Annotated in this window: 10 protein-coding genes; 2 read left to right on the forward strand and 8 right to left on the reverse strand. The window is 40.9% G+C overall.

The features are described 5' to 3' along the window. Positions 1 to 390 precede the first annotated feature (390 nt). The 3 genes from Q0954_RS29875 to Q0954_RS29885 form a co-directional block, all read right to left on the reverse strand. Positions 391 to 1,710, reverse strand: coding sequence for a DEAD/DEAH box helicase (locus Q0954_RS29875; RefSeq protein WP_299464223.1), 1,320 nt, complete (start codon positions 1,708 to 1,710; stop codon positions 391 to 393). 190 nt (positions 1,711 to 1,900) lie between these two features. Next, entirely contained in the window at positions 1,901 to 2,866 is a 966-nt protein-coding gene (locus Q0954_RS29880; RefSeq protein ID WP_299464226.1) for a sodium-dependent bicarbonate transport family permease, read from the reverse strand. 178 nt (positions 2,867 to 3,044) lie between these two features. Then, positions 3,045 to 3,677, reverse strand: a complete 633-nt coding sequence (locus Q0954_RS29885) for a carbonic anhydrase (RefSeq protein ID WP_299464229.1) — start codon at positions 3,675 to 3,677, stop codon at positions 3,045 to 3,047. A 366-nt stretch (positions 3,678 to 4,043) separates the two neighbouring features. Here Q0954_RS29885 and Q0954_RS29890 point away from each other — a divergent pair, with 366 nt between their 5' ends. After that, entirely contained in the window at positions 4,044 to 4,763 is a 720-nt protein-coding gene (locus tag Q0954_RS29890) for a DUF4328 domain-containing protein (protein ID WP_299464231.1), read from the forward strand. A gap of 3 nt (positions 4,764 to 4,766) precedes the next feature. On the opposite strand, the gene Q0954_RS29895 is transcribed toward Q0954_RS29890, so the two are convergent. The 4 genes from Q0954_RS29895 to Q0954_RS29910 all read right to left on the reverse strand — a co-directional run bounded on the left by Q0954_RS29895 (position 4,767) and on the right by Q0954_RS29910 (position 11,023). Next, the gene (locus tag Q0954_RS29895; RefSeq protein WP_299464234.1) at positions 4,767 to 5,768 is read right to left on the reverse strand and encodes a lysylphosphatidylglycerol synthase transmembrane domain-containing protein; all 1,002 of its coding nucleotides are present in this window, start codon (positions 5,766 to 5,768) and stop codon (positions 4,767 to 4,769) included. A 224-nt stretch (positions 5,769 to 5,992) separates the two neighbouring features. Then, positions 5,993 to 7,219 carry an aminotransferase class V-fold PLP-dependent enzyme gene (locus Q0954_RS29900; protein ID WP_299464237.1) on the reverse strand — a complete coding sequence of 409 codons (1,227 nt, stop codon included), beginning with the start codon at positions 7,217 to 7,219 and terminating at the stop codon, positions 5,993 to 5,995. 89 nt (positions 7,220 to 7,308) lie between these two features. After that, positions 7,309 to 10,254 carry a tetratricopeptide repeat protein gene (locus tag Q0954_RS29905; RefSeq protein ID WP_299464240.1) on the reverse strand — a complete coding sequence of 982 codons (2,946 nt, stop codon included), beginning with the start codon at positions 10,252 to 10,254 and terminating at the stop codon, positions 7,309 to 7,311. 334 nt (positions 10,255 to 10,588) lie between these two features. Continuing rightward, a complete protein-coding gene (locus tag Q0954_RS29910) occupies positions 10,589 to 11,023 on the reverse strand; it encodes an Hsp20/alpha crystallin family protein (RefSeq protein WP_299464243.1) in 435 nt (144 codons plus the stop codon). A 550-nt stretch (positions 11,024 to 11,573) separates the two neighbouring features. Between Q0954_RS29910 and Q0954_RS29915 the strand changes: the two genes are divergently transcribed. Next, on the forward strand, positions 11,574 to 12,209 hold the full coding sequence (locus Q0954_RS29915) for a peroxiredoxin (RefSeq protein ID WP_299464246.1): 636 nt from the start codon (positions 11,574 to 11,576) through the stop codon (positions 12,207 to 12,209). A gap of 61 nt (positions 12,210 to 12,270) precedes the next feature. On the opposite strand, the gene Q0954_RS29920 is transcribed toward Q0954_RS29915, so the two are convergent. Continuing rightward, the coding region (locus tag Q0954_RS29920) for a hypothetical protein (RefSeq protein WP_299464249.1) at positions 12,271 to 12,451 on the reverse strand (181 nt) is incomplete at its 5' end.

The following is a 12,451-nucleotide window of genomic DNA, read 5'->3' on the forward strand; positions in this document are numbered from 1 at the left end:
GATAAATACATCTTTGAAAATATTCAAAATATTGAAATATTTATATTAAAAAACTTGAATTTTAAGATAGTATCTATCGACTAAATACTATGGACTATTGAAATAGAGAAGGGCATAAAAAAAAAGATGCCTGGAGGAAGCGGCGTTGCCAGCTTTGCCCTCCAAGATCTTTCAACCAGCTATGGAAAGAAAGATTGAGTTGACTAATAATCTTTATCAACCAGCCCTAAAGATTATCCTCTAATCATTTCTTACGAAACAAATATAGGGGTTCACTTCTTGATTGGCTACTACAATTAGATAAAGGGTTGAAAAATATCGGTCAATGCACTGCTCTATTCGATAAACTGTATAAAACCATAGGTGAATGTATTACTTTTGCCTTCCCTCCTACTTTCGTTTCTTACGTGAGTTGCGTTTACTTCCTTTGTTTTTTGCGTTATCTTTTTTAGGAAAATCTTTCGTTTTTTTCTTCTTATCGTGAAATGCTCCTTTATAGTCAGGATCTTCTTTGCGTTTTTGCCTATCTATTTCTTTGGCAATCAATTGTGCTTCGTCAAAAGGCGTTTTGGGAATTTCTACGGCTGCCGGAATAGGTGCTGCTGGCACTTGCATACGTATAATTTGCTCAATTTTTTTCATATGGTACACATCTGCCTCGGTGATAAAGCTAATGGCTTTGCCCGACTGCATAGCGCGCCCGGTACGCCCAATGCGGTGTACATAATCTTCGTAAATCAATGGAATATCAAAATTAATTACATGGCTTACCAAGGTAACATCAATGCCTCGTGCCACTACGTCGGTACCTACCAAAATACGAATATCACCACTTTTGAAAGCATTCATGGAGTTAATACGGGTATTTTGCCCTTTGTTGGCGTGAATGACCCTTACCTGATCTTCTGAAAACTTGCGGGCAAGAAACTTATAGACCGAATCGGCATTTTTGCGGGTACGGGTAAAAATCATTACTCGGTTGAAAGTTTCCTCATCGGCAAGAAAGTGGTACAATAAATTAATTTTAGTTTTGATATTGGGCGTTTCGTACAATACCTGTTCTACAGTTTCGGCGGTAGTAGCCTGGGGAGTTACCTCTACAAATTCGGGGAACTCAAGAAAATCTTCCGAAAGCTTTTGCACTTTTTCGGGCATTGTAGCCGAAAAAAGCAGGTTTTGACGCTTTACAGGGATAATCTCAAGTATGCGATTGATCTGTGGCATAAAACCCATATCCATCATTTTATCTGCCTCATCCATTACCAGGGTGTTGATGTCTTTCAGCACCAACTCTTCACGACTATACAAGTCGAGCAAGCGCCCTGGAGTGGCAATGACAATGTCTACTCCTGCCTGAATGGTTTCTATTTGGGTTTTGGGTCCCAGCCCTCCATATACACAAGTAAACCTGATGTCGGTATGTTGGCTGTAGGTTTCTACTGCTTTCTCTATCTGAATTGCCAGCTCACGGGTGGGTGCCAAAATCAAGGCACGAGGATGCATGCCTTGTGCATATTTTATTTTCATAAGTATAGGCAACACAAAAGCAGCTGTTTTACCTGTACCAGTTTGGGCTACTCCCATTACATCGTGCCCGGCAAGCACCAAAGGGATGGCTTTCTCCTGAATAGGGGTGGGATTTTCGTAACCTGAGCTGGTGATTGCCTGAAGTAGTTGTTTGTTTAACTTAAAGTCTTCAAAAGTTGCCATAATTATAGGAAATGGAGTTGTCAAAAGTTTGCAAAATTAGCCAATATATATGGTAACTAACAGGCAAAGAATAACTTTTCGTTGATTGAACCATAAAACCGTGTTCGTTGCTTGTTTGAGGCTCAATAAAAAAAGGCGCACATTGAATTAAATGTACACCTTTTGAATTCTGAAAAATGCTTTACGACCACTAAAATGCCTTGATAATACTTAGGTAAAGGGGCATTCCCAGCGTAATATTCAGCGGGAAAGTAATGGCCAGTGCCATAGGTATATACAACCCCGGATTGGCCTTGGGAGCAGCTAGTTTCATGGCCGCAGGTACCGCTATATAAGAAGCACTGGCCGCCAAAATAGCAAACAAAAACTGGTTACCGTGGCTTTGGGTCACTACTTTGCTTATAATGGCTACTGTGCACCCGTTGAAAATAGGCATAATCAATGCAAATAATAATGGCAACCAACCTTGGTCTAAAAAAGAAGAAAGTTTTTTGCCACTGGTGATGCCCATATCTAACAGAAATACCGCAAGAAAACCCTTAAAAATATCGGTAGTAAAAGGCTTGATACCCTCTGCCTGCTTTTCGCTTGCCAAAAACCCAATGATTAAACTACCTATGATGAGCAATACACTGCCATTGGTCACTGCATGCCGCAATACTTGTTTAAAGGAGGTTTCGTTATTGCTGTTACGCTTGCGAAACAAACGCATGAGCAATACCCCAATAATAATAGAAGGTGCTTCCATCAATGCCATTACAGCCACCATTTGTCCACCAAACTCCATTCCCTGGGTTTCGAGAAATGAAATGGCCGTAACAAAAGTAACGGCACTTACCGAACCGTAGGCAGCGGCTATAGCTCCGGCATTGTCTACCCCTATGCGCTTACGCAAAATAAAAAATGAGTAAATGGGCACTACCAGCGCCAGCAATACCCCAAAGAGTAAAGAAAAGAATATTTCGCCATTGAGCGGACTATGCGACAACTCTTGCCCTCCCTTGAAACCAATAGAAAACAGCAGATACAAGGAGATAAATTTAGACGAGTTTGCCGGAATCTCCAGGTCACTCTTTAGTTTTACTGCTATAATTCCAAGAAAAAAAAACAACAATGCTGGATTAGTCAAATTGTCAATCAGCAAGCTAAGATCCATTGAATTAACTTTTTAGTTATAAAATATATATGAACAATTAATCAGTTTCGTCATGCGATCATCTTTGTAAAACCCAGTGTTACCCGCAAAAACAGGCAATCTCACTTGTAAGGTAAACTACTTATGAAATTGCCTGGTTTTGTTCAGCCCATGGCTTTGTAAGAATAGTAAAAAATCACTATTTATATTTAAAGACCGGATCTAAATGGTCGGTTGTGTTTACAGTATGGTTTAAGTTTTGAAGCTTGCCATTTTCTATATTAAACACCCAGCCATGAATGTAAGGAAACTCTCCTTGTTTCCACTCCTCTTGTATAAAAGAGAGCTTTGATACATTATTGACTTGCTCTTTTACATTCAGCTCAATAAAGCGGTGTTCCCGCTCAACCGGGTCTTCGATGGCTTCAAGCTCTTGTTGGTGTATTTGGTATACATTTTTAATGTGTACAATCCAGTTATCCAACAAACCATAAGAATCATTGCTCATGGCTGCTTTTACTCCTCCACATCCGTAATGCCCACAAATAATAATGTGCTTTACGTGAAGTGCTTTTACTGCATAATTTACCACGCTTAGTAAATTATAGTCTGTATGCACTACCATATTTGCCACATTGCGTTGTACAAAAATAGACCCTGGCAATGAGTTAGTAATCTCTTCGGCAGGGACGCGGCTATCTGCACAACCGATCCATAAAAACTGGGGGTGCTGCCCCTCTGCCATACTGTCGAACAAATCGGGGGTAGACTCTGTCGTACTTTTTACCCAAATTTCGTTTCCTTTCAATAATTCATTAAAGGTATTCGCCATATTATAATATGATTAAAGTTTTAGTAAAATTGCCTATAAACACGCTGTCCTGAAAAGACTATAATTCATATATAGCATTTTTTTTCTCTAAAAATTAATCATACAAAGGGAAACCTTCAAAATTGAGAGTAAACTTATTGCGGTGCAAGTATATTGCTTTTTGCTTTAAAAGTAAAACTATCATTATTGATTTTATTACTCTCTCATCTGTTCAACACCGAATAATTCAGCCAATTTACCCCGTTTTGCTTAGCATTATCAACTATTTTTTACCTAAAAACATTTTTTTGTCCATCGTTTATATGCTGAGTAAGTATATAATATTGTAGATATTTTTTTGATCTGCCTACCTCAAACAACAACACTATGACAAAGAAAAGACGTTTGCTCAAAACCCAGCTATTGTCCGGATACCTATCAGTAGTATTATGGATATCTTCTATTTTTAAAGTATTGGTGCTTATTGGGGTGGCTTTAGCCTTCTTTCTTAGCAGCTACATGAAGAGCAATGAATTGGCCAACACAAGCTCTCAAGGAGTACAAAAGGGATACTCTGACGAATGGGTTAAGTTTTTCATCTGGGCTTTTAGCATACACTTAGTGGTGTTGATATTGGTGTGGTTTTATCGTGTATACAAAAACCTACAAATTATAGGCATACACACTAAGTATTCGCCATTATGGGCACCTTTTTCTTTTTTCGTCTGGGGCTTCAATTTATTTGTACCTTATCAGGTAATGCAAGAGGTTTGGGCAAAAACCCAACGCATAGGTTTAAGCAAAGAAAAAGCACGTTATATACCTCAAAGCAGCAGTTTGGTAGTAATATGGTGGGTTACATGGGTCTTGTACACTGGGCTTTTCATCATTGTTTATGTACCACCTATGTTTGGCATACGCCCGCAACTTGGCATGAGTGCTATTATTGTTCTACCCATCATTATCAACAATATATTCCTGTTGTCTACTATTTTAGATATTACCCTGTTGGCGTTGATTACTCAAATAAGGCGGTTCGAACAAGCAGCGATACAAAGGCTCAGGGCATTGAAAGCCCAAAAACAACAAGCACAAGAGACAATGTAAAAGTTAACGTTGCCAGCGGTTTTGGTAAAGTACTACTACTGCAGCAATGGCACCTACCAACAAAGAAAATAGCATTTGGGTAAGATGGATGACAGTGGCCAAGGTGAGCGCTGGGGTGGCAGCAATCAAGAAAGGGGATAAACTCAAACCTTTGGTTACCAGAAAGTGATAGGCACCCATGCCCCCACCTTGTATGGGCACCGACTTGCCTATGCTACCCAATACCAGTAAAAACAAGCCTCCCTGGATGCCCAGCGACTGGGTAGCAGGCATAGAAAAAAACCAACAATAGGTCATCAGAAAGTAACAAAACCAAATAAATAGGGTGTGCCCCAAGAATGACCAGGGGTGGCGCATATTGCGAATACTCATCAAGCCTTTGAGCACTTCTACTATAAACTTGCGTATTTTCAAAAACCAGTGCCGCTTAATAAGTACCCGCCACAACAGCCCCAATAAAAGTAAAAACCCCACTCCAACCACTGCCAATAGGTATAACGCATTTTGTTTTTGTCGCAATAACTGTCCAAATGGAGCAAAAATATATTGTCGAAGAAAATCTGCAGCAATGTCGAACTGGAAAAAGAAAGTGAAGACGACCAACAAAAACAAACAAAAAACATCTATAGCACGCTCCGCCACTACTGTACCCACGGTGGCTTCAAACCCAACATTTTCGCTGCGCCGTACTGCCACACACCTCGACACCTCGCCCAAACGAGGCACGCCCAGGTTAACGAAGTAACCAAACATAAGCGCCCACCATACATTCACTACCGATACGGGCTTGTTTTGGTCTATTTTGAGCGGGTCAAGCAGCAATTTCCAACGCATAGCCCGGCTCGCATGTCCCAATAACGACACCCCCAACACTGGTATGCCCCAGCTATAGTTTACCTTGCGTAGCTCTTGGGCAATCAATGTAAAGTTTTGCCCCTTAAATGCCAACCAAAGTAAGGCAACCCCTAACACCAGGAAGAAAATATTGAAGAGTGTTTTTTTCATTCAGCGAATCATTGGATATTTAGGAATGGTGTAAAAATAAATTTCTATAGTAACGCTAAAATATTTTGTTGCTAGACGCGGTACGGCAATATCCAGTGGATGTTGAGCGAGCTTGAGGGATGGTCGGCTAATAGCAGCACTATTCGGCTATTTTTTAACAAAGTATAGCCTCAAAAGATGAGGTTAAGAATGTAAATTTATTTTGGTACCATTCCTTAGAGTACTCACAGGCTTTTAAAGATTTTCTGCACCTTTAGAAGGGCTTCTGCCAATTGATCTACCTCAGCCAAGGTGTTATATACCGCAAAAGAGGCCCTTGCGGTACCCGGCACGCCCAAACGACGCATCAATGGCATAGTACAATGGTGTCCGGCACGAATGGCTACCCCCGACTCGTTCAAAACAGTGCCTATGTCGTGAGGGTGTACCTCATCGAGCAAAAAAGAAATAATACTACTTTTGTCCGAAGCAGTCCCCACGATTTTTACACCATCGATTGTGCTGAGTTTTTGGGTGGCATACTCCAGCAATTGCTTCAGGTGCGCCTCTATATTGGGCAAACCCAAAGCTTGAATATAGTCTATAGCAGCACCCAACGCAATGACTCCGGCAATATTGGGGGTGCCTGCTTCAAATTTATAAGGAATACGATTAAAAGTGCTTTGTTCATAGGTTACTGTTTGAATCATTTCGCCCCCATATTGGTAAGGTTCCATGGCCTCAAGGTGGGCAGCTTTGCCATACAACACCCCTATGCCAGTGGGGGCGTACATTTTATGCCCCGAAAACACAAAAAAATCACAGTTCAGCGCTTGTACATCTATAGCTCGATGCGACACACTTTGGGCTCCATCAATCAACACTGGTATTTGCTGTTTTTTTGCCAAAGCAGTCATTTCACCTATAGGGTTTACAGTGCCCAAGGTATTGGAAATATGCACCAACGCCACCATTTTAGTTTTTTCGCTTAGCATTTGGGCATACTCGTCCAGCAATACCTCTCCCTTATCGTTGATGGGTACAATGCGTAAACGCGCCCCGCACTGTTTGCACAGTGCTTGCCAGGGTACCAGGTTTGAGTGATGCTCCATTGCCGACACCACTACCTCGTCGTTTGGCTGTAGTTGAGGTGCCAAAAAAGCCTGCATCACCAGGTTTATACTTTCGGTAGTACCACGGGTAAACACTACCTCGTGAGCATTTGCGGCATGGAGCAAGTTTTTTACTTTGGTTCGGGCAATTTCGTAGTTTTGGGTGGCTTGTTGGGCAAGATCATAAATGCCTCGGTGAATATTGGCATTGCCTGTCTCATAAAACGTATTGATACAGTTGATTACCGAAGCAGGTTTTTGGGTGGTGGCAGCATTGTCGAGGTAAGCCAATGGTACTTTTTTTTGTGCTCCTCGGCTAATTAGAGGGAAATCAGCGCGTACCTTTTGGATATTTATCATGATGTATGGCAGACTATGTTTTGGTTTGGCACTTTGGGCATAGTTAAACTATTTTTGGCTGTTTACCAAAAAAGTAATGCTGTATCACATTATGCCTCTGCATCAGCCCTTACCCCTATGACCAAAATATCGTCAATTTGTTCATGGGTACCAGGTTCACCCGAAGCAGATACTTGCATCCATTCGTTGAGGGCACGGTTCAACACACGTTTTTGTTCGGGCATAGCGTAGGCAGAGGTTTCAAGCAACAATTCGCGAAACCGTTTTTTCATAAACTTTTTGCCCTCTTCTCCTCCAAACTGACTCTGAAAACCATCTGAATACATATAAAAAGTAGTAGGGACAGATATGTCGATGGCGTGGGTGGTAAACTCGATGCCGTCATTGTCTTGACGATGCCCATTGATGCTGTACACGTCTCCTTTTATTTCGTTTATTTCACCATTCTGTACCACTATCAAAGGGTTTTTGGCTCCGGCAAAATACAGTATTTGCTTCTCTTGGTCGATGACACACAGAGACATATCCATTCCTTCGCGTAACATCGTATTTTCGCTCTTAAGTATTTGCCTGAGTATGCCATCCAAACAAAACAAGATCAAGTCGGGGGTATGTATTTTACTTTGTACAATAATATGGCTCAAAGCCTGCACCCCCAGCATAGTCATAAAAGCGCCCGGTACCCCGTGTCCGGTACAGTCAGCCACTACCAGAAAAACCCGGTTTCTATCTTTTTCGCACCAATAAAAATCGCCTGATACCACATTGCAAGGGCGAAATAAAACAAAATGTTCTGGTAAGTATTTTTGCATTACACTGTCAAGCGGCAAGGTAGCTTGTTGTATTCTTTGTGCATACCTTATGCTCTCCATTATATCATGGTTTTTTCGGTCGAGCTGTTGGTATACTTGAGCATTGTCTACGGCAATGGCTACGTAGAGCGACAAGTTTTTGAGCAAGTCGAGATGATAATCACTATAGGCGTTTTTTTTATAACTATGTACAGCAATGACTCCTATAGTTTTTTGTTGTATAATCAAGGGAATATACATAACCGACTGGGGCAAATCTACCATCAGGTAGTTGTGCAAACGGTCTATTTCTATGTCAATGTTTGCTATGTACTTTTGGTACTCCTGCTGTACATCACCCATCTTTATTGGTTGACTGTTTTCTACACACCATACTACCAACTGGTTTTTGTTGGCAGTGCTCACTGGGTAGCGCTGGTTGCGTTTGCCGTGTACAATGGTCAGTTTAAAAATAATGCGGTCGTTGTGAGGCTCATACAACCCAATGCCAAAATTGGTCACATCCATTAATTCATTGATATGACGATAGATAGCAGTAAGCACCTCATCAAGATCGAGCGAAGCAGTAATTTCTTGCCCTATATCGGTGAGCAACTGAATGCTCTGATAGGCTTGCTCTAAGTAGTTGTGTTGAGTTTGCAACTCCTTTTGCTGTTGTTTAACCGCCTGATTTGCCTCGCTCAGCTTTTGGTTATTACTACGTTGTTTGTTGTAATAAAACACTAAAAAACCAATGATCAATGTAGCCAGCAACCCGCCAAAAGTGAAATTATAAAACATCTGTGTTTTTTCCTGGGCGGCTTGCGCCAGCTTTTGTTTTTGGGCTTGTACCATCTGTAGCGAGTCGGCTCTCTTCTCTAGCATGTGCTTGTACTCCAGCTGCGCCATTTTTTTTATATTGTCAGAGTTAAACAAGCTGTCGGTCATTTTCTTAAACAACACCAGGTTTTTGTAAGCAAGCCAAGGTTTTTGGGTTGCTTCGTAGGTTTTGGCAAGGTATTCTGCCCCATCTTTTACAATGCGTGGGTTACCCAATTTAGTAGCCAATGCTACCCCTTTTGTCAAACAAGTCTCTGCCTGAGCATATTCTTGCGCTATATAATGACCAACGCCCAAGTCTATCCATACTTCCGCCGACCTTCCCTGCTGCCCTATTTGTTGTTGTAAGGCAAGCGCCTTTTCAAAATATTTTTGTGCTTTTTCGGGTTGCTGTTGCTTTAGGGCAAGTCTGCCCAAGTACAGAAAGCCATTTGCCACGCCGCTTTGGTGCCCTATTTGTCGGTTTACTTTCAGTGCCTTTTCAAAAAAATGAAGCGCTTTGTCATACTTGCCTTCGTATTGAAAGATCAAACCTTTGTTGTTATAATTACCAGCAATCGCTCTTTTGTCTCCTGTATGGGTATTTATTCTAAGGGCTTTCTCAAAAAACTCCAGCGCCTTGCTGTCGTTGCCTCTGCTACGATAAATCAACCCAATGTTGTTGTAGTTGAGCGCCATTATTCGTTGGTTTTCGGTTTGTAGGCTTATTCTCAGCGACCTCTGAAAAAACTCTAAAGCAGTGGGGTAGTTTCCTTGTTGTTGGTGTAATTCTCCCATATTGTTTAGTGCCAGCGCCATCCCCCTTTTTTCTCCTATTTGGCTATTCATCTCATAAGACTTACCCAAAAACTCCAGCGCTTTAGGGTAATTACCTTTCCGGCGATAAATTTCTCCCATGTTGTTGTAGGTGGCCGCCATTCCTTTTTTATCTCCTACCTTTGTCTTGGCATCCAACGATTTCTGAAACCATTGCAACGTTTGGGCATATTTTCCCTGGTAGAAATACACTCCCCCTAAACCATTGTAGGCATCACCTACCCCTTTGTAATAGTTGTTGGTACGCGCTATTTTCAAACCTTGCTTATAAAGTTGAGAAGCGGCCTCATAATGGCCTTTTTGCATAGTGATCCACCCTAAGTGATAATAAGCATCGGCTATGCCCTCAGGGTAAGGTATTTTCTCTGCCAACTGAATGGCCTCGTTGGTATAATAAGCCACCAGGGTAGAATCAGCGCTGCGGTATTGGTAGGCAATCAGGTTATAAGTATTGACCTTTTCTTTTTGAGAAATGTTTTTCTTGAGTGCTTGCTGCAAAGAATCAACCTTTAGACTATTCTGCGCCCAACCACAAGGCAATGCCCATAAAAGCATGTGTACAACAATACATAGTCTAAATATACTCATTCAATGATTGAAAATTGGTTGGTTTCAAGTTAATCAATTTGAGTTGAAATTCTAAATATTTTTATGTTTGCGTCATTTACCCCATAATAATAACACCTTAAACCCTGAATAACAAACAGTTGCTTGCAATCAAAAGGTGTGATATACTCCGCCTTTTTTAGTTTTGGTATCGTTATAACAAAAGTTCTGGCGATTTGTTCCTAATAGTGTATGCCCGATCAGTGTACCTGGATCATGTATCTATATTGTTTGAAGCAACCAAAAAAAGCCCTTGTGTCAGCAACACAAAGGCTTCGATGTTATGAATAATAATAGTTAGTAATCAGCTTTCACCTTACCCAATGTTTATTTCACGAGCTGGTTTGGGCTTAGCCTCTTCTTTTTGAGGCAAGTGAATGCTCAAAATGCCGTTTTCATATTTGGCATTTACTTTTTGAGTATCTACACTTTCGGGCAAAGTAAAGCTTCTTTTGAACGAGCTATAACCAAACTCTTTGCGCGTATATTTCGTGGCATCTTCAGTGTTGGTTTCTTTGGCTACGTCTGCTTTTACAGTAAGCAACTGCTTGTCTATATCTATCTTCAAGTCTTCTTTGTTTAAGCCTGGAGCAGCTACCTCTATCAGATAGTCTCCGTTGAGTTCGCTGATATTAACCAATGGGCTGTTTTTTACGGTATCGGTGCCCACTACTTTGTTGATGTCGCGGTTAAAAAAATGATTAAACGCGTGATTGTACAATGGTTTGGTATAAAATTTTACTAGTGACATAATTTTTTTTGTTTTAAGTTTTTAAAATATTGTTGAGTAAGGGAGTGTTCAAAAAATAGTCTCCTAATTTTTCACAAGAAATTTTGTCTTGATATGAGGCATTTTTTGCGCCCATAGCAGCGCTACGGGCAAAAAAAATAACGAAATATCAGGGCAAAAGGTCAATTAAAAATCGGTATGTTATTTTTTGATTGCTCCCTAAAATTTCTAAATCAAAATCGGTTAGCCATGGATCAAACTGAATACCAATGCCAAAAAAAACGTTTTTCACGCCATTTTGTCTGCAAATAAATTTTATCACACTTGAAAACAAGACTTATTGTCATACAAAGTATTTTTTACACTTTCATATTGTCACGTTAAAGGTTTTTCAAATTTCGATTGGATGCTACACTGAGGTGTTTATATTTGTACTAAGTACCAAGGCAGAATTAAATATAATGGATAGGTGTAACCACCATACGATGCGTGAGTTACCCTTACTTGTGGCTTATAGCTAATTACTTGTTACTTAAAAAACCAAATTATAACACTTTATTAAACAATAACTATGGCACTTAGATTAGGTGACGAAGCGCCCAACTTTACGGCGCAAACTACAGAAGGAGAAATCAATTTTCATGAATGGATAGGAGATAGTTGGGCAGTGTTTTTCTCGCACCCCGCCGATTTTACTCCAGTATGTACTACCGAGCTAGGCACGGTGGCCAAATACCGCGACAAATTTGAAGCGCGTAATGTGAAAACTCTAGCATTGAGTGTTGATCCGTTAGATTCGCACAAAAGCTGGATTAGTGACATTAACGAAACCCAAAATACCAGTGTAGACTATCCTATAGTAGCTGACCCTGACAAGAGCATTGCTACGATGTATGACATGTTGCACCCCAATGCTTTGACCAACTTGACAGTAAGGTCGGTTTTTATCATTGGTCCAGACAAAAAGATAAAGCTTACGTTGACTTATCCGGCGTCTACGGGGAGAAATTTCGACGAGATTATCCGAGTGATAGATTCGCTACAGTTGACTGCCAACCATAGCGTGGCAACGCCTGCCAACTGGCGAGATGGAGATGATGTGGTAGTATCGCCTGCCATTGCTACCGAAGATATTCCAGAGCGATTCCCGAAAGGGCACACAGTCATCAAGTCTTATTTACGCACTACGCCGCAGCCTAACAAGTAGGCGATGGTGTAATATCGTAACCCAAGTTTTTTTTTAAGAGGCTGGCTCTTCATTCAGGAAGTCAGCCTTTTTCTTTGATACACATAAGCATAAAAAAAGGTGCTACCCACAAAGAGTAACACCCCGCTGTGTCAAGTCTTCCCACAGGGCGACTTGACACCATTAATGAATAGAAGTTTACTAACTTCTCCTCCGAGCTTGCACTCCGAGGATTTTTAATCTGCAAATGCAGTCTTTGGTCA

The organism is uncultured Microscilla sp. (genome assembly GCF_947493425.1).
Taxonomy (GTDB): domain Bacteria; phylum Bacteroidota; class Bacteroidia; order Cytophagales; family Microscillaceae; genus Microscilla.